The organism is Pseudomonas sp. CDFA 610 (genome assembly GCF_021147865.1).
GTDB lineage: Bacteria > Pseudomonadota > Gammaproteobacteria > Pseudomonadales > Pseudomonadaceae > Aquipseudomonas > Aquipseudomonas alliivorans.
On the sequence record NZ_JAGTPM010000002.1, the window covers coordinates 93,442 to 111,510 of the forward strand.

An 18,069-nucleotide genomic window follows, 5' to 3' on the forward strand; every position below is an offset into this window, starting at 1 on the left:
GGCAACCTGATCCACTTCGTTCTTCTGCTGGGCGACGCCAGCGCTGGTCTGTTCGCTGCCCGCCGAAAGTTCTTCGGCAGCGGTCGCGATCTGAGTGATGCCGTTGCCGATGCCGCCGATCAGTCCACGCAGCGACACGGTCATGTGCTGCATGGTGTTCTGCAGCAGACCCAGCTCGTCCTGACGCGTGGTGGCGGTGTCGTGGGTCAAGTCGCCTTCAGCGATGCGGCGAGCGGCAATCACCGTGTCACTCAACGGCACAGTGATCTGCCGGGTAATGATGACGGCCGCGAAGACGCCGATCAGCAACACCACCAGGGCCACGCTCAAAAGCTGCATCACAGCGGTGTTCTGTTCACCTTTGGCACTGACCACCTGCGCGGCCGCCAGCTCATCGGCACTGGCCGCTGTAGCGATGGACTGTTGTTGCAGGGTGCTGCGGATCTGATCAGTCTGCTGCAGCATGTCGGAGATAGACGCCATCAGCACCTTGTACTGCTTGAGCGCGTTTAACGCCGTGTCCACTGCGTTATTGGCTTCCACCGGCAACTGGCTGCGTGCAGCGGCCACCTGAGCGATCAGTGCGTCGGCAGCGTTGTAGGTCGCCTGACGATTGTCGGCAGTCGGAATGCTCAGATAGCGGCGAAATATCAGGCGAAAGTTGGTCATGCCATTGCGCAGGTCTCCAGCGATCTTGACCTGCTGAATGCCCGTCTCGCTCGGCGCACGCACGGTGTCGTCGATGGTTTTCTGCAGGAGGTTTTCGAAGGTCGCACTGACCTCGTCAGAAACCTTGATCAGCGGCTTAAGCGCGTCATCGACTTTCTGGTTGATGCTGACCAGCTGATCGAATGTCTGCTTCAGACCGCCGACCTGTTCCTTGATGCTCCTCAACTTCTGCAGGTTGCTCGATACAACGAACACGTTCAGTCCCTGCTCGACGCTACGGCTCAAGGCCTCCAGCGCACTGCCATACACCTGCACACCGGCAGCGGTGGGTCCGGTTGCATAGGCTTGCGCAGCAATGCGTGCGTTCAGGACATCGTCCTTGATTTCGGCGATTTTGCTGCTTTTGCCCAGACGTTCGATCAACAGGTTGGTGCTTGAGTAACCAATGGCCGTCACGGTCAGCACCCCCAGCAGAATCGCCGCGAAGCCCAGGGCGAGCTTTTTACTGACGTTAAGATTGTCCAACCATTTAGCGCTCATAGCATGTGTGCCTCGATTTTTCGGAATGCACGGGAATCGGCGCCTGGTGGGCTAACTTGATGGCTAAGTTGATCGACAGAACTGATCAATTCATAGGTATGCCGCACAAGGCCCGGTTTACGGGGCCTTCAAGAATATTAATATTTATTTAAATTATCGGGATTAATCGTTTTCAGACGACTGGTAACAGGTTGCTGCATCTCAGCACCTGCTGATTCATGTCCGATGGCTGTCTATCCGCGCGGCGCTTTCGATGCAGGCAGTCAGCGCCTGGGCTTTAAGATGGCACTCCCCACAGATGCGGCGGTCCTCTGTTAACACCCCTTACTTCATAACGGAGCCCTCATGATCACTGTTCACCACCTCAACAACTCGCGCTCGCAACGCATTCTCTGGCTGCTGGAAGAGCTGGGTCTGCCCTACGAGATCAAGCGTTACGAGCGCGATACCAAGACCAACCTCGCGCCCCCCGAACTCAAGGAAATCCATCCGCTGGGCAAGTCGCCGGTCATTCAGGACGGCCCTCACGTGATGATCGAGTCGGCCGCCATCATTGATTACCTCATCCGCCGCCACGGCGAAGGCCGTCTGCAACCGGACCCTGCCGGTGCGACGTATGACGAATACGTGCAATGGCTGCACTTCGCCGAAGGCTCGGCAATGCTGCCGCTCATGCTTGACCTGTACGTCGGACGCCTGGGCGATGCAGGCGCACCGCTGCACCCGCGTATCGAATCGGAAGTGGCCAACTACCTCGGCTACCTGAACGACACGCTGGGTCTGACGCCTTATCTGGTGGGCGAAGAGTTGACCGGGGCCGATATTCAGATGAGCTTCATCGGTGAAATCGCCAAGGCACGTGGCAAGCTGCAGCCTTATCCGAACCTTGCTGCGTGGGTCGACAAGCTTCAGGCCCGGCCTGCGTATCGCGCGGCACTGGAAAAAGGCGGCGAGTATTCGTTCGCAAAATAATGGGGCGAGTCAGCCAGGCGTCCTGTGACGCCTGGTGACTGTTCAACAGGCTTCAGCGATTGTTGCGCAGTATCGAGAAATTCAGCGCGGCTGCCACGCACAGCCAGACCAGATAGGGAAACAGTATCAGTCCGGTGATCACATCCAGACTGAGCGCCATGACCAGCATGGCTGCCACGACCAGCCACAGCAGAGTAATGATCACCATCCCGGCAAAGGGTTTGTGCGCACCGAAGAACACCGGCGTCCATAAAGTATTCAAAGCGATCTGCGCGGCCCAGAGCGCCAGTACTGCCTGACTTCCGGGTATCAGGCTCAGACGATAACCGGCCCAGGCGAGTAGCAGGTAGATAATTGTCCAGGCCACCGGGAACAGCCAGTTCGGCGGTGTGAAGCCGGGTTTTTTCAGCGATTCGTACCACTGTCCGGGCTGGAAAATAATGCCGGTGCTCGCGGCGGCCGCGCAGGCGAGGAGAAAAATGAAGAAGGTCATCGTCGGTCCTTGAGGGGGATAGGGGTCTGGCGCTTACCCTTCAATGACTCGCTTGCCGTGTCAGAAATTCAATACGTCGGTGAGGTTTGTCATGTGGCGCTGTAAACACCCGGTCGTGGGAGGCGGTTTACCGCGACGATTTTCCTGACATACCGCGTCGACTGCATCGCCGGCAAGCCGCCTGCCACAACCATTTCTGCAATCAGCACGTTAGGCGATAACCCGCCACTCAGAACCGGCACTCAATGACTGATCATCCACGGCCGCCCCGCCGCCTTGCCTTTCAGCGCGTGCGGATTCGCCTTGGTCGGGACCGGTCGGGTGGTGGGACCGCAGCAACTGCAACCGCTCGGATGGCCACGGCTTTCCTTGTATTGGTCGAGCGTTTTCGGCTCATGAGCGCTTCGCTCGTTGCGGGCGATGGCGCTGCGGGTGTTGCCCGCCATGGTGCTCAGGCCCGGTGCCGAAAGGATCACGCGCATGCTGGACGCGCCGCACTCGGGGCACTCACAGGGCAGCGCGCTCTCGGCCATGGGCCGCAGTGACGTGAAGTCGCCGCAGTGTGGGCAGTCGTACTCGTACATGGGCATGCTGAATTCCTCTGAATTGAGATCGACGCAGTGCGAATGGACGCCGCTCGTCTTTCACGAGCGGCGTCCCGCACAACCTACTTGTCCTGAGCGATCGGCAAATCGACAGTGCCGTCGATGAACTTCGTCGGTCCGTTGGCATTGGGGTTGATATCGAACTTGAAGATCTCCGTCGGCAGCCACAGCGTCGCGCAGGCGTTGGGCACGTCCACTACGCCGCTGATGTGGCCCTGAACCGGCGCCGAACCCAACAGCGAATAACCTTGCGCAGGCGAATAGCCGAACTTGGTCATGTAATTGATCGCGTTCAGGCACGCCTGACGGTAGGCGACGTTGACGTCCAGATAATGCTGCTGGCCCGCCTCATCGACCGAGATACCTTCGAAGATCAGGTAGTTGTTGTAGTTCGGCACGATGGGGCTGGGTTTGAAGACCGGGTTCTTGATTCCGTACTTGGCCATGCCGCCTTTGATCAGCTCGACCCGCATGTGCACCCAGCCGGCCATTTCGATGGCGCCGCAGAAGGTGATTTCACCGTCGCCCTGGCTGAAGTGCAAATCCCCCACCGACAGCCCCGCGCCATCGACGTAGACCGGGAAGAACACTTTCGAGCCGCGGGACAGGTCCTTGATGTCGCAGTTGCCGCCGTGTTCGCGGGGCGGCACGGTGCGTGCGCCAGTCGCGGCCGCCATGTCACGGGCCGGCCCCTTCAGCTTGCCCAGATGGGCAGTCGCGGCAAACGGCGGGCAGGCCAGCACGGGAACGCGATCAGGGTCGGTGTCGATCAGCTCCTGTTCGCGGCGGTTCCATTCGGCGAGCATCTTGTGGTCGGGCAGACAGCCGATCAGACCGGGATGGATCAGACCGGCAAACTCGACACCCGGGATATGCCGCGAGCTGGTCATCATGCCCTTGAAATCCCAGATGGATTTCTGCGCCAACGGGAAGTGTTCGGTCAGAAAACCGCCGCCGTTCTGCTTTGAAAAAAAGCCGTTGAAGCCCCATTGCGAATCCGCGCGGGCACCGATATCCAGCAGATCCACCACCAGCAGATCACCGGGCTCAGCGCCATGCACGCCGACCGGGCCGGACAGGTAGTGCACAGTGGTCAAGTCAACATCCCGTACATCGCTGGCATCGTCATCGTTCTTGATCGCGCCTGCGGTCCAGTCGTAGGTCTCGAGGATGAAATCGTCACCCGGTTTGACCCAGCAGGCCATCGGAATGTCCGGGTGCCAGCGGTTGTGAATCTGCTCGTTTTCGGTGACGGGCTGGTTCAGGTCGACTTTGATCAGGGTTTCGGTCATGGCGGTTCTCCTGCGGTCTCGGGTCAATTCGATGGTTAGGTAAGGTCACTGCAGTTAATAAAGAGGGGACACGGGTCGCGGGCTACACCGACAGGTAGCGGCTGATCGTCGCTTCGTCGACATTGGCGCGGGCTTCCTCGACCACGAAGCGGCCCTTCTCGATCACCAGGAATCGGTCGGCGATTTCCAGGGTGAACGACAGCACCTGCTCGGAGACCACAATGGTCAGGTTGCGCAGGCTGCGGATCTCTTTGAGGGTGCGGGCAATGTCCTTGATGATCGACGGCTGAATGCCTTCAGTGGGCTCGTCGAGCAACAGCACCTTGGGGTTGGTCGCCAGCGCACGGGCGATTGCCAGTTGCTGTTGCTGCCCGCCGGACAGGTTGCCGCCACGGCGCCCGCGCATGTCGAACAGCACCGGGAACAGTGCGTACAGGTCCTCCGGCACCTTGCCGTTGGCTGACGCGGGCAGTCCGGTCTGGATGTTTTCCAGCACGCTCATTGACGGAAAGATCATGCGGCCCTGCGGTACGTAGGCCATGCCGTGCTCGACCCTTGAATGGGTTTCCAGCGCGGACACATCAACGCCGTCCACCTGCACTTGCCCGCCCCATTGCGGCAGGATGCCCATCAGGCTCTTGAACAGCGTGGTCTTGCCCATGCCGTTACGGCCCATGACGGCGACGATTTCCTGTTTCTCGACGTTGAGGTCCAGGTCATGAAGAATCTGGCTCTGGCCATAGCCACAGCTCAGCTGTTGAATCGTGAACATGCTGTGCTCCTCAGTGGCCCAGGTAAACTTCGATGACTTTCGGGTTCTTCTGCACCGACTCCATGCTGCCTTCGGCCAGCACCTTGCCCTGATGCAGCACCGTGACCTTGTGGGCAATGCTCTTGACGAATTCCATGTCGTGCTCAATCACCAGCACCGATCGGCCCTGGCTGATGCGGTTCAACAGATCAGCCGTCTGTGCGCGTTCACTGACGCTCATGCCAGCCACCGGCTCATCGAGCATCAGTAGTTCCGGGTCCTGCATCAGCAACATCCCGATTTCCAGCCACTGCTTCTGGCCGTGGGACAGAAGCCCGGCCTGCTGCTCCAGCAGGTCACCGAGAAAAATGTCGGCGGCCACCTGCCGGACCCTTTCCAGCACTTCGCTGGAGCGCCTGAAGAACAGTGCGCCGAACACACTGCGTCCTGCCGGAAAGGACATTTCCAGGTTCTCGAACACGCTCAGGTTGTCGTAGATCGACGGGGTCTGGAATTTGCGTCCCACACCGGCACGCACAATGTCGTACTCGTTCATCCGGGTCAGTTCACGGTCCTTGAACTGGATGCTGCCGCCCGTGGCGCGGGTCTTGCCGCAGATCAGATCGAGAACGGTGGTCTTGCCTGCGCCGTTGGGGCCGATCACTACTCGCACCTCGTTGCGGTCGATGTACAGGTTGAGATCATCGACCGCCTTGAAGCCGTCGAATGACACCGTCAGCCCTTCGATGGCCAGCACCGGCTTGTTCATCTGGAAACCTGTCGGGCTGTTCATGGCTGGGTCTCCAACGGGCGGGCGGGTTGTTTTTCAGTCGTCAACGATGGGGGCACCTTGCTTACTGGCGCCGGCCTGGGCGCGAATCTGCCCAGCCATTGGCGAGCGTGGCTTTCCCACAGACCGGCCAGGCCGTTGGGGAAGTACATGACCACCGCGATGAACAGGCCGCCCATGAGGTACAGCCACAGTTCAGGGAAGGATTCGGAGAAATAGGTCTTGCCGTAATTCACCAGCAGCGAGCCGTACACCGCGCCCAGCAGCGACATGCGTCCCCCCACCGCGGCAAAGATGACCATCTCGATGGACGGCACGATGCCGACGAACGACGGCGACATGAAGCCCACCTGCAACGCGAACATCGCCCCGCCAATTGCGGAAAATCCGGCAGCCACGCAGTAGACGAAGACTTTGAAGGCGGCCACGTCGTAGCCCGAGAAGCGCACCCGTTCTTCCTTGTCGCGCATGGCCATCAGCAGTCGGCCGAGCTTGGAATAAAGAATGAATTTGCCGATCAGGATGCAGCCGAGCAGCAGTGCGGCATTGATGAAGTACAGCGTCAGCTTCGCGCCGTCGCCGCGAATGTCCCAGCCTAATAGAGTCTTCAGGTCGGTAATGCCATTGACGCCACCGGTCAGGCCTTGCTGGCCGATGATCAACACCGTCAGGATCAGCGCGATGGCCTGGGTCACGATGGAAAAATACACATCGCCCACCCGCCGCCGAAACAGCGCGGCACCGATGATCAGCGCGAGGATCACTGGCACCAGCACCACGGCGATCACAGTGAAGGTAAAGCTGTGAAACGGCACCCAGAGCCATGGCAGTTCGGTGATCTGGTTCCAGTCCATAAAGTCCGGAATGCCCGGTGTGGACTGGATTTTGGTGCTTTGCGGGTCCGACGCCTCCAGCTTCAGGAACATCGCCATGCAGTAACCGCCCAAGCCGAAGAACACCCCCTGCCCCAGGCTGAGAATGCCACCGTAACCCCAGCACAACACCAGCCCGACCGCGACGAAGGCGTAGGTCAGGTATTTGCCGACCATGTTCAGGCGAAAGGCGTCCAGAGTCAGCGGAAACACCACCAGAATCAGGGCCGCGAGGATCAGCAGGCCGACCACACCCTGGCGGCCACCGAGCATTTTGTTGAGTGCGTTCATCGTTCGGCCTCTATTTGCGGACTTTGCTGGAAAACAGGCCTTGCGGGCGCATCAGCAGGATCAGAATCACCGCCGAAAGCGTCAGCACCTTGGCCATCGAGCCACTCATGAAGAATTCGGAAATCGACTGCGCCTGGGCAATCGCGAACGCTGAAGCGATGGTGCCGAACAGGCTCTGTGCGCCGCCGAAGACCACCACCAGAAAGGTGTCGACGATATACAGCGAACCGGCCGTGGGCCCGGTGGAACCGATGGTGGTGAAAGCAGCCCCCGCGACACCGGCCACGCCGCAGCCCAGAGCGAAGGTCATACGGTCGACCTGGCGGGTGTTGATGCCGACGGCGCGGCTCATGATGCGGTTCTGCACCGTGGCGCGAACGTGCAGCCCCCAGCGGGTGCGATACAGCATCAGGAAAATGCCGCCGGTCATGAGCATGCTGAGGCCCATGACGAAAAGGCCGTTACGGGGAATTTCGATGGCATCGGTCAGGTTCACGGCACCCATCAACCATTCCGGCGGCGTGGCGCTGACTTCCCGCGCACCGAAGATCGAACGAAACGCTTGCTGCATGACCAGCGACAGACCCCAGGTCGCTAGCAGGGTATCGAGCGGCCGGTGGTAGAGGCGGCTGATCATCACTCGCTCCACCACCCAGCCAATCGCACCGGCCACCACGAACGACAGCGCGATGGCGAAGAAAAAGTAGTACGGCTGCATCCACGGCAGATAGGTCTGCACCAGCGTCGAGAGCACGTACGTGGTGTAGGCGCCAATGGTGAGAAACTCACCGTGGGCCATGTTGATCACGCCCATCTGGCCAAAAATGATTGCCAGCCCCAGCGCCATCAACAGCAGCACGCAGAACACGGACAGACCGTTGAACCCCTGCATGGCCGCGATGGCACCAAATTCCGATAGCCATTCCATGATGGTGGTCTCCAAGGGTGAATGACGGGGGGCGCGAGGCTGTCGGCGTGACGCCGCGGACAGCCCCGCTCCAGTACACAGCGTTCAGGCAGTTGCTGTTACTGGTAACCCTTGGGGAAAGGATTGGGCTCGATCAGGTCCGATTCGTAGATCACTTTGAACTGGCCGTCAGCCTGGACTTCACCGATGCGGGTCTTGCTCCACAGGTGATGGTTCTCGTGAACCTTGACGTAACCTTCCGGCGCGGTTTTCAGCTCGATGCCTGGCGACGCTGCAACCACCTTGTCGACGTCGAAACTCCCGGCTTTCTCGACAGCAGCCTTCCACAGCCAGGGACCGAGATAGGCCGCCTGGGTCACGTCACCCATGACCGAATCCTTGCCGTACCTGGCCTTGAATGCCTCCACGAAGGCCTTGTTGTTCGGGTTGTCGAGGCTTTGGAAGTACTTCATCGAGGCATAGAAGCCCTGCATGTTTTCGCCGCCGATGCCCAGCAGTTCATCCTCGGTCACCGACAGGGTCAGCAGGTTCTGTTTGGCCGAGGTCACGCCTGCGGCCTTGAGCTGTTTGTAGAACGCGACGTTGGAGCCGCCCACGACAGCGGCAAACACCACATCGGGCTTCTTCAGCTTGACTTTGTTGATCAGCGAACCGAACTGGGTATTGCCCAGCGGGTAGTAGTCTTCGCCGACCACGGTGCCGTGCAGGACATTCTCGATGTGCTTGCGCGCGATCTTCATGGAGGTGCGCGGCCAGATGTAGTCCGAGCCGATCAGGTAGAAGGTCTTGGCGCCCTTCTCCCTGGCGATCCAGTCAAGGCTTGCGAGGATCTGCTGGGTGGCTTCCTGGCCGGTGTAAATCACGTTTTTCGACTGTTCCAGCCCTTCGTAGAAGGTCGGGTAGTACAACAGGCCGTTTTCCTTCTCGAACACCGGCAACACGGCTTTGCGTGAGGCCGAGGTCCAGCAGCCGAACACCGCGGCCACCTTGTCGCCGACCAGGAGCTTCTTGGCTTTTTCGGCGAAGGTCGGCCAGTCGGAAGCACCATCCTCCTGGACGATTTTGATCTGCCGCCCGAGGATGCCGCCCGACGCGTTGATCTGGTCGATGGCCAGCCGCTCGGCCTGGATCGAGCCGGTCTCGGAAATCGCCATGGTGCCGGTGGCCGAGTGCAACTGGCCGACGGTCACTTCGGTAGCCGTCACGGCAAGCCCGGTGGTATTGGCCTCATCGGCCAGGGTCGCCTGGCTGAACACACTGGCGGCAATCAGCGAGATCGCTGCCGCACCCAACGCCAGGCGTCGGGGAAAAAAGCGTATGGGGCCTGTCTGTCGTGAATCCATGTTCCCGCTCCTGTGCTGGTGAGTCGCGGCGAGACCGGTCAGAGCCGTCGCGAGTAGGAGCAAGCATGAGCGTGACGCCGGAAACGGGGTATACGCAGCATGACGTATCGGCATACGTCATTTGACGTAGGGTGTGGCTGCAGGATCAAGGGCATGATTGCGCCTGTGCTGCATGCCATCTGCGTGAGCCCGAAGAGCGGCGCAGCGGCCCCTGATTACAGCTGACACAGCGCGTGCGCCGGTTCTGCTGCCGGTGCCCGGCAGATCGCCTCCCACGGTCCGGTGTCTGCTGTGCGACAGCGCTGCGTCGAAGACGTGGCAAGGCAGCCAGACAGGCACAGAAGTTGCTGCCTTCCCCCGTGTCGGCAACGTACAGGGATTTGCGTGAGTCATTAACCCTCAGGAATCCACTCAGTGCGCCCCTCTGGCTCTCAACGCATCATCAAAGTGCGCCGCGATTACAACCGGCTGGTCGCCGACGAGACCATGGAAGACTACGCCCTGCGTTTCACGCCGAAATCCTTCCGCAAATGGTCGGAATTCCGCATCGCCAACACCGCTGTGGGTGCCGTGTCGTTTCTGGCGCTGGAGGCCATTGGCGGCGCGCTGGTGATGAGTTACGGCTTCACCAACACCCTGTGGGCGATCATCGCCATGGCGCTGGTGATTTTCCTGACCGGCCTGCCCATCAGCTACTACGCTGCCCGCTATGGCGTGGACATGGACCTGCTGACCCGAGGCGCAGGGTTCGGCTATATCGGCTCGACCATCACTTCACTGATCTACGCCAGCTTCACCTTTCTGTTCTTCGCCCTGGAAGCGGCGATCATGGCGTTGGCACTGGAGTTGTATTTCCACATTCCGCTGGCGCTGGCTTACGTGATCTGCTCGATCATCGTCATTCCGCTGGTGGCCTACGGCATCACCCTGATCAGCCGTCTGCAGATGTGGTCGCAGCCCTTGTGGCTGACACTGCTGATCGTGCCCTATGTGTTCGTGATCTGGAAAAACCCGGACGCGCTTTCGGACCTTACCTCGTTCGCCGGGCGCGAAGGTGAAGGCGGCACCTTCAACCTGCTGCTGTTTGGCGCGGCGTTCAGCGTAGCGCTTTCGCTGGTGACGCAGATTGGTGAGCAAGTGGACTACCTGCGCTTCCTGCCGGAGAAAACCCGTCGCAACCGTAAACGCTGGTGGGCCGCGCTGTTGATGGCCGGACCTGGCTGGGTGATCCCCGGAGGCCTGAAGATCATGGCCGGCGCGTTTCTGGCCTTTCTGGCCCTGCAGCATCAAGTGCCCATCGAACGCGCTGCCGAGCCGACGCAAATGTACCTGGTGGCCTTCAACTACGTGTTCCTGTCACCTGAATGGGCACTGGCGGCCATGGTGCTGTTTGTGATCATTTCCCAGATCAAGATCAACATGACCAACGCCTACGCCGGGTCGCTGGCCTGGTCGAATTTCTTCGCCCGCGTCACCCACAGCCACCCCGGCCGGGTGATCTGGCTGGTGTTCAACGTCGCCATCGCCCTGATTCTCATGGAGCTGGGCGTGTTCGACGCCATTGAAGAAGTCCTTGGCCTGTACGCCAATGTCGCCATCGCCTGGATCGGTGCGCTGGTGGCCGATCTGGTGATCAACAAGCCGCTGGGCCTGTCACCCAGACATATCGAGTTCAAGCGTGCGCACCTGTACGACATCAACCCGGTGGGCGTCGGCGCGATGTTCATCGCATCGCTGCTGTCCATTTGTGCTCACTTCGGTGCGTTGGGTGAACTGGCCAGAGCTGCACCGCCGCTGATATCCCTGACCACCGCCCTGATTGCCGCGCCGCTGATCGCCTGGCTGACCAGGGGCCGCTACTATCTGGCGCGCGACAGCAACCCGCTGCTGCTCTTCCCCACTGGTCGGCAGGCGAGCCTGCACTGCGGGGTCTGCAGCAACGCCTTCGAATCCCCGGACATGGCCTGGTGTCCGGCCTACGGCTCGCCGATCTGCTCGTTGTGCTGCTCGCTGGACGCCCGCTGCGGTGATCAGTGCAAGACCCGTTCGCGGCTGTCCATGCAGTTCGAAGACCTGATCGGTGGTCTGCTGCCTCGCCTGCCACGTCGCTACCTGCACACGCGACTCATGCAATACCTGGGCTTGCTGAGCGTGCTGGTGCTCGGTCTGTCCGGCGCACTGGCGTTGATCTACAGCCAGGTTTCACATGGCCTCACCGACCAGTCGCCACAGGCGCACCACACGCTGATGCTGGCGTTTCTCAAGGCGTTCCTGACCTGTTGCGTCTTCGCCGGTGTGCTGGCCTGGTGGGTGGTGCTGACCCGGGAAAGCCGCCGCGTGGCACTGGAAGAATCCGAACGTCAGACCGCTCTGCTGATGCAGGAAATCGAAGCTCACCACAAGACCGATCAGGCCTTGCAGGAGGCCAAGGAGGCGTCGGAAGCCGCCAACGCGGCCAAGAGCCGCTACGTCACCGGCCTGTCCCACGAGTTGCGCACGCCGCTGAACAGCATTCTCGGCTTCACCCAGATTCTGCAACGCGACGCCGCCACGCCGAGCAAGCACCTGGACTCGCTGGCGACCATCATGCGCAGCAGTTCGCACCTGCTCTCGTTGATCGACGGCCTGCTCGACGTCGCCAAGATCGAGGCTGGCAAACTGCGCCTGGAACCCTCGGAAATTCTCTTTCGGGAATTCCTCGATGATCTGCAGAAAATGTTCACCGGCCCGGCGCGCGACAAGGGCCTGACCCTGCGCATGGAGCTGCTCGGACGCATGCCGGATGTGGTGCGCGGCGACGAAAAGCGCGTGCGCCAGATCCTCATCAACCTGCTGGGTAACGCGATCAACTTCACCGACAGCGGCGAAGTCTGTCTGCGGGTCAGCTATCGCCTGGAAACGGCGATTTTCGACATAATCGACACCGGCATCGGTATCGCCCCGGAACAGCTCGAACGGATCTTTCAGCCGTTCGAGCGCGGCGGACTGGTGCGTCAGGACAACGGTGTCGGCCTTGGCCTGACCATCACCCGTATGCTCACTGCCTTGATGGGCGGCGCGCTGTCTGTCACCAGCCAGCCGGATGAAGGCACGCGCTTTCAGGTTCGGCTGTTCCTCTCGGAAGTCCGGGTGCCCAAGGCAGTCGTGGCCACGGACCATGACCTCATCGGCTACGAAGGACCCCGGCGGCTGATTCTGGTGGTGGACGATCACATCGAACACCGAAAGGTCATCAGCGGCATGCTCACTCCCCTCGGCTTCAACGTCGCCCAGGCGGCCAACGGGCAGGAGGCGATCAGACAGGTTTCGCTGCTGCACCCGGACCTGATCCTGATGGACCTCTCCATGCCCGACATGGACGGCTGGGCCGCCAGCCGCCTGATCCGCCGTAACGCGCTGTCCCAGGCGCCGATCATCGTGCTGTCGGCCAACGCCAGTGGACTGGCCGACGACAAGGAGCGCAACCTGCAAGTGTGCAACGATTACCTGCCCAAACCGGTGCACCTGCAACGATTGCTGGACCGCCTGCAACATCACCTGCAACTGACCTGGCAACGTCGCGCGCACAACGCTCCGGCACCTGCGCTGTCTGCGCGCGGGTTGCCTGCGCGGGTGGACCTGGAAGAACTCTATGAATTGTGTGGCCTGGGCTATGTCCGGGGCATTCAGCAAAAGCTCGACGCAATCGAGCGTGATGGCGCAGGCAGTAGCGGCTTCGTCGCTGAGTTGCGCACTTTGGCCTCAGGCTTTCGCCTGGATGAACTCAGCCACCAACTGAAAGAGGCGCTCCATGGACGCAATGACCCGAGCCGCTGAAAACGGCATCATCCTGATCGTCGACGACGTGCCCGACAATCTGGCGCTGCTCTCCGATGCGCTGGACGAAGCGGGCTACATGGTGCTGGTCGCGCTGGACGGCCAGAGCGCGCTGACCCGCATCCAGCGCCGCCGACCGGATCTGATCCTGCTCGACGCCATGATGCCGGGCATGAACGGGTTCGAGACCTGTCGCCAGATCAAGGCCCAACCCGATACTGCCAACATCCCGGTGCTGTTCATGACCGCCCTCACCGACAGCGAACACGTGGTGCAAGGCTTCGAGGCCGGTGCCATCGACTACGTGACCAAACCGATCCAGTGCACCGAAGTCCTCGCGCGCGTCGCCTCCCACCTGCGCACCGCACGCATCCTGCAATCAGCCCGCAACGCCTCGCAGCCCGCCAGCTTCGACGACAAACCCGCCTACGGAAAACTCTCCAGCCGCTTCCAACTGACCGACCGCGAAATCGAAGTCCTGCGCTGGGTGTCGTGCGGCAAGACCAACAAGGACATCGCCGACATCCTGCAACTGAGTCCTCGGACGGTGAACAAACACCTGGAGCATATTTACATCAAGCTGGGGGTCGAGACGCGGACGGCGGCGACGTCGGTGGCGCTGGGGGTGATAGCGGGTGGGGTTTAGGTTTTGTACGAAAAGTCGGCGAGCGAAGGTCAGGCAAGGCAAAAACAGGCGAGGAAGCGGAGTCTACGTGTTGTAAATGAGCATTCCGAGCCTGTTTTTAACGCAGCATCACCGAGCGCAGCCACTTTTCGTACAGAGCCTAGGGTGACTTCACTCCATTCCGGAGCGATTGCGGCTGAAGCGCCCAAGCCGAGGACGCTTTTGAATAACGAAGATGAGTCACCGTTGCAGACACCATCCAACAAATAGCGCACCGTGTTGCAGACAACTCAAACGCACATTGCCCAACCTTACTGTCCGGACTTCAAATGACACCCAACGCAGAGCACTACAACCCTTCCACCGAATACGCAGACAAGCTGATTTCACGCATCGGGCAAACACCGTCGTGGATCGCAAAGCGTATCGGGGTCACTGACAAGCGAATCAAGTACATTCTGGAGGGCGAAAGAACCGTCAAGGGTGAAACCACTCCGATTCAGATGACGTACACAGAGCAGTTCGCCCTGGAGTGCCTTGCTGCAGAGGCCAAAGCCCTGAAGAAATAGGTTTGCATGCGCCATTTCTGTCGCTTTTTTTCTGGCCGCGGCCCTGTCAGGGACTGGACTTGATCCAGCCCCGGATCGCAATGCGCAGACCGTGGCGCAGGATTCAGCGGTGCCTCGCGCCCTCCTTCGCTGCGCTGAACCAATCGCGTTCACAACGCTCGAGTCTCTGCCGTCCTGCCTCAGGGAATCTCGATGTTCTGGAAGGACTGTAAACCCTCCAGGGTGTTCAGGCGTATCCCCAGCACTTCACCTGAAACACGCTGCAAGACTGAATGGTCGGCGTCTACTGACGTCCCCGTGCGACGGTCCAGGGCTGACGCTTCAAATGGCGGACTGAAGAGTAGAGCCTGGCGATAACGACGAACCTGAGTGCCGACAGGATAGTGAACAGGGCCGAAGTCAGTCTCGCGATTCAATACGCCGTCCCATCCGAGCACATCACCATAAGGCCTGTTCAGCCGCATGCTCAGCCAGCGCAGCTCCATCCCCAACAGTGAGCTTGAGGTATCCCCGGTGCTTGCCTCCCATTCCTTGTTCTGCGTGGAAAACACCTTCACGGGGCCCGCCCAGACAATGCCACCCAGCGTGCTGCCGGGCGCCAGCGTGCAACCGTAAAAGTGCCACTCGGAAAAGTTGAAAGGGGCTCCGAACGGGAAGTGGAATTCGACTTCGCCCGGTGCGCACTTCCAGCCTTGCAGATCGTTGACCGCTGTTGTCTCGATCGTCGCAGAGCCTTGGTGTTGCCACAGTTCCAGGCGACGTACGCGCAGCCCCATGACGTTGCCTGGCGTACGGTCGAAGTCCGCCTGTTCGAGGCTCCGCAGACCATAGGGCACAGGATTGCCACTCAAGTCGTTGAACGGCTCCAGGTACTCCAGCCGAACCTGCGTACCCGCCGGCAGCACCAGGTCGCCCACTACCTCTTCCTGCTCAAGACGCGGATTATGCGCGCGCCAGTCACGCCACTCGGTGACCTCGCTCCAGACGTAGGGCACGCTGGCGAGCGTCAGGCCGATGATCATCAACCCGAAACGCCAGCGCCGCGCCAGCATGTAACGCCTGCAACGCGGAATGAAAAAGGCCAGCAGGCAGGCAATCAATAACCCGAGCAGGACTTGAGAGAAGATGAAAATCAGAAAGCCGATCATCATGGCCAGCGGGTTGATAGGGATCATGGATGCTCTGGTAAACCTCAGGACAGGTGGGCAGACTCAGTCATGCCACGGTGGTTCCTATGTGGATCGACGCGAAATCGAAGGTTTCACGCAGGGGATATCGTTGACAGGCTTCAGAGAGCTCATTGTAATACCCGCCGTTTATGGATGAAGCAAGGGACCTGCCATGACCTCAACACGATCCTCCGACCGGGGCGATCTGCTCCGCGCACTGATTTTCATACCCTTGGGTCTTTGCCTGCTCTTCATCACCTTTTGGCTGGTCCAGGACCGACTCGGCTTTCTAGCCCATGCGCAACGCGCCGAAGGGCATGTCAGCGCTCTGAACTCGGGCAGCAGCCACCCGCAAATCGACTTCACTGACGCCTTGGGGAAGGTATTCAGCTACCCCGAAGGCGGGTTTATCTTCGGTTATAGCGTGGGCGACTCAGTGACTGTTCTCTACAAAGCAGAAGCGCCCTCCAGCACTGCAATAATTGAAGACCGTGGCGCGCTGTGGGGAACGAGCCTGTTGGCGGGATTATTCGCTATCGTATTCACCGCAGGGGGCAGCTATCACTCGGCTGCATGGCTGCGCCGAGGGCGCGAAGCGCAGGCCTTGTAAGAGACTCAGCTGAAAATCCCGATATCAATAGGCTGAATTCTCATACAACGGCATCGTGATGGTCAGTCAGCACGCTCCGGCAGAGCAGCGGTCGGGAGCGCGCGCATCCAACGCTGCACGAAACGATGAAACGATCGAATATCACGGAAAAGGCAATTGTCCATGACACAAAAAACCGACCAAGCATTTTATGACCGGGCCGACGCTCATATCAATCTGGCAAACCAGCAGATCGACAAGCCCGAAGACCTCGGCAAAGTGAGCGCTTCGATGACCTTCGGCGCTACGCGATTCAATGCATGGGTCACTTCACGCAGCTTTGAATCCGGAATTGAAATGGCCGAAGCGCGGGAGGAAATCGTCAGGTACTTCTGTGAACAGTATCGAATGATGCTTGAAGACAATATTGACGACCATATCCAGAATTTTGACCGATACAAGGCCGGCAGCAAGAACTGACGCACATCGCGATGCCGCTGGTAGTGCGGCAGTCGGTTGATGGGCCCCCTGTTCGCAATTGCTGCGCTTTACCCTCCCGTCCTGACTCTTCATCGAGAGGCCCAACTCGAACAATAGGCTGTCAGCGGGTGGCGTGCGCCGAAAGCAGCGCCAGAGGAAGTCACGCCCACATGTAACCCTAAAAAAATGTTTGACAGGTTACAAAAGCAAAGAGTAACCTGAATTTTCAAAATTTGTGGTTACACAGGTCGACTTATGAACGCTTCCAAATCAGTCGCAACCGCCGGTCTCGCAGCCTCCCTGCTTGCTGGCGGTGCCCATTCCGCCGATTCGACCCATCCGGTTCACTATCGCTACGAGCAGGTCGGTGATGTGAAGGTGTTCTACCGTGAGGCAGGTAATCCCAGCGCCCCGACAGTGCTGTTGCTCCACGGCTTCGCTGCCTCATCATTCATGTTCCGCGACCTGATTCCCGAACTGGCCGATCGTTATCACGTCATCGCGCCGGACCTGCCGGCATTTGGCTTCACCGAAGCACCCGCGAAGGATCAGTACAGCTACACCTTCAGCCAACTGGCGACGACCATCGGCCAGTTCACCGAACAGCTCAAACTCGACAACTACGCATTGCTGGTGCATGACTACGGCGCGCCAGTGGGATGGCGTCTGGCTGTCGCCCACCCTGAGCGAGTCACCGCGATCATTTCCCAGAATGGCAATGCCTACGAAGAGGGGCTGGGCGATGGATGGGTTCCAATCCAGAAGTACTGGCGTGAGCCGACGCCACAGAACCGGGAAGCCTTGAAGGACTTCCCGACACCGGCCTCGATCAAGTGGCAATACCTCGAAGGGGTCGCCGACAAGAGTTCGGTATCACCAGACGGCTACACGCTGGAAGGGTTGCAGATATCGAAGCCGGGTAATGCCGACATTCAGCTCGACCTGGTACTGGATTACGCCTCGAACGTTGCGATGTACCCGACCTTTCAAGCGTACTTTCGCACGTACCAGCCACCATTACTGGCGGTCTGGGGAAAGAACGATCCGTTCTTCATGCCGGCCGGAGCCGAGGCCTGGAAGCGTGATATCCCCAAGGCAGACATCCGCTTCTATGACACCGGACACTTCGCACTTGAAACCCATGGCAAGGAAATCATTCCTGTGATTCGTGAGTTTCTCGACAAGAACGTCCGGTAACGAACGCCTTCCAGTGTGCTAGGTTTTGTACGAAAAGTCGGCGAGCGAAGGTCAGGCAAGGCAAAAACAGGCGAGGAA

General features: G+C 59.8%; 16 protein-coding genes and 1 pseudogene. 7 read left to right on the plus strand and 10 right to left on the minus strand.

The window, feature by feature from the left end; translation table 11 throughout:
- Positions 1 to 27 precede the first annotated feature (27 nt).
- Positions 28 to 1,209, minus strand: a pseudogene (locus KDX39_RS26515) (methyl-accepting chemotaxis protein); the annotation flags it as partial.
- 345 nt (positions 1,210 to 1,554) lie between these two features.
- Between KDX39_RS26515 and KDX39_RS03575 the strand changes: the two are divergent.
- Positions 1,555 to 2,181 (plus strand): glutathione S-transferase family protein, encoded by a 627-nt coding sequence (locus KDX39_RS03575; RefSeq protein ID WP_210070290.1) that lies wholly within the window; start codon positions 1,555 to 1,557, stop codon positions 2,179 to 2,181.
- Positions 2,182 to 2,233: 52 nt separating this feature from the next.
- On the opposite strand, the gene tspO is transcribed toward KDX39_RS03575, so the two are convergent.
- The 8 genes from tspO to urtA all read right to left on the minus strand — a co-directional run bounded on the left by tspO (position 2,234) and on the right by urtA (position 9,546).
- Positions 2,234 to 2,674 carry a tryptophan-rich sensory protein TspO gene (gene tspO / locus KDX39_RS03580; RefSeq protein WP_231659413.1) on the minus strand — a complete coding sequence of 147 codons (441 nt, stop codon included), beginning with the start codon at positions 2,672 to 2,674 and terminating at the stop codon, positions 2,234 to 2,236.
- Between the two features lie 242 nt (positions 2,675 to 2,916).
- On the minus strand, positions 2,917 to 3,264 hold the full coding sequence (locus KDX39_RS03585; protein WP_099228264.1) for an FmdB family zinc ribbon protein: 348 nt from the start codon (positions 3,262 to 3,264) through the stop codon (positions 2,917 to 2,919).
- Positions 3,265 to 3,341: 77 nt separating this feature from the next.
- On the minus strand, positions 3,342 to 4,571 hold the full coding sequence (fmdA, locus tag KDX39_RS03590; RefSeq protein WP_184319596.1) for a formamidase: 1,230 nt from the start codon (positions 4,569 to 4,571) through the stop codon (positions 3,342 to 3,344).
- Between the two features lie 82 nt (positions 4,572 to 4,653).
- The gene (gene urtE, locus KDX39_RS03595; protein WP_099228262.1) at positions 4,654 to 5,343 is read right to left on the minus strand and encodes an urea ABC transporter ATP-binding subunit UrtE; all 690 of its coding nucleotides are present in this window, start codon (positions 5,341 to 5,343) and stop codon (positions 4,654 to 4,656) included.
- A gap of 10 nt (positions 5,344 to 5,353) precedes the next feature.
- Positions 5,354 to 6,115 carry an urea ABC transporter ATP-binding protein UrtD gene (urtD, locus tag KDX39_RS03600; RefSeq protein WP_099228261.1) on the minus strand — a complete coding sequence of 254 codons (762 nt, stop codon included), beginning with the start codon at positions 6,113 to 6,115 and terminating at the stop codon, positions 5,354 to 5,356.
- Positions 6,112 to 7,275, minus strand: a complete 1,164-nt coding sequence (urtC, locus tag KDX39_RS03605; RefSeq protein WP_099228260.1) for an urea ABC transporter permease subunit UrtC — start codon at positions 7,273 to 7,275, stop codon at positions 6,112 to 6,114. Before urtC ends, urtD begins: the two co-directional genes overlap by 4 nt.
- Positions 7,276 to 7,285: 10 nt before the next feature.
- Positions 7,286 to 8,203 (minus strand): urea ABC transporter permease subunit UrtB, encoded by a 918-nt coding sequence (urtB, locus tag KDX39_RS03610; RefSeq protein ID WP_180274326.1) that lies wholly within the window; start codon positions 8,201 to 8,203, stop codon positions 7,286 to 7,288.
- Between the two features lie 98 nt (positions 8,204 to 8,301).
- On the minus strand, positions 8,302 to 9,546 hold the full coding sequence (gene urtA / locus KDX39_RS03615) for an urea ABC transporter substrate-binding protein (protein ID WP_231659414.1): 1,245 nt from the start codon (positions 9,544 to 9,546) through the stop codon (positions 8,302 to 8,304).
- A gap of 414 nt (positions 9,547 to 9,960) precedes the next feature.
- On the opposite strand from urtA, the gene KDX39_RS03620 reads away from it, so the two are divergent.
- The 3 genes from KDX39_RS03620 to KDX39_RS03630 all read left to right on the plus strand — a co-directional run bounded on the left by KDX39_RS03620 (position 9,961) and on the right by KDX39_RS03630 (position 14,556).
- On the plus strand, positions 9,961 to 13,362 hold the full coding sequence (locus tag KDX39_RS03620; RefSeq protein ID WP_231659415.1) for an ATP-binding protein: 3,402 nt from the start codon (positions 9,961 to 9,963) through the stop codon (positions 13,360 to 13,362).
- On the plus strand, positions 13,337 to 14,008 hold the full coding sequence (locus tag KDX39_RS03625) for a response regulator (RefSeq protein WP_231659416.1): 672 nt from the start codon (positions 13,337 to 13,339) through the stop codon (positions 14,006 to 14,008). Before KDX39_RS03620 ends, KDX39_RS03625 begins: the two co-directional genes overlap by 26 nt.
- Positions 14,009 to 14,316: 308 nt before the next feature.
- Positions 14,317 to 14,556, plus strand: coding sequence for a hypothetical protein (locus KDX39_RS03630; protein ID WP_004886708.1), 240 nt, complete (start codon positions 14,317 to 14,319; stop codon positions 14,554 to 14,556).
- Positions 14,557 to 14,735: 179 nt separating this feature from the next.
- On the opposite strand, the gene KDX39_RS03635 is transcribed toward KDX39_RS03630, so the two are convergent.
- Complete coding sequence (locus KDX39_RS03635; protein ID WP_231659417.1) at positions 14,736 to 15,731, minus strand: hypothetical protein; 996 nt, start codon at positions 15,729 to 15,731, stop codon at positions 14,736 to 14,738.
- Between the two features lie 166 nt (positions 15,732 to 15,897).
- On the opposite strand from KDX39_RS03635, the gene KDX39_RS03640 reads away from it, so the two are divergent.
- The 3 genes from KDX39_RS03640 to KDX39_RS03650 all read left to right on the plus strand — a co-directional run bounded on the left by KDX39_RS03640 (position 15,898) and on the right by KDX39_RS03650 (position 17,991).
- On the plus strand, positions 15,898 to 16,335 hold the full coding sequence (locus KDX39_RS03640) for a DUF3592 domain-containing protein (RefSeq protein ID WP_231659418.1): 438 nt from the start codon (positions 15,898 to 15,900) through the stop codon (positions 16,333 to 16,335).
- Between the two features lie 162 nt (positions 16,336 to 16,497).
- Positions 16,498 to 16,794, plus strand: coding sequence for a DUF3144 domain-containing protein (locus KDX39_RS03645; protein WP_231659419.1), 297 nt, complete (start codon positions 16,498 to 16,500; stop codon positions 16,792 to 16,794).
- Between the two features lie 255 nt (positions 16,795 to 17,049).
- Positions 17,050 to 17,991, plus strand: coding sequence for an alpha/beta fold hydrolase (locus KDX39_RS03650; protein WP_231659420.1), 942 nt, complete (start codon positions 17,050 to 17,052; stop codon positions 17,989 to 17,991).
- Positions 17,992 to 18,069: the final 78 nt, after the last annotated feature.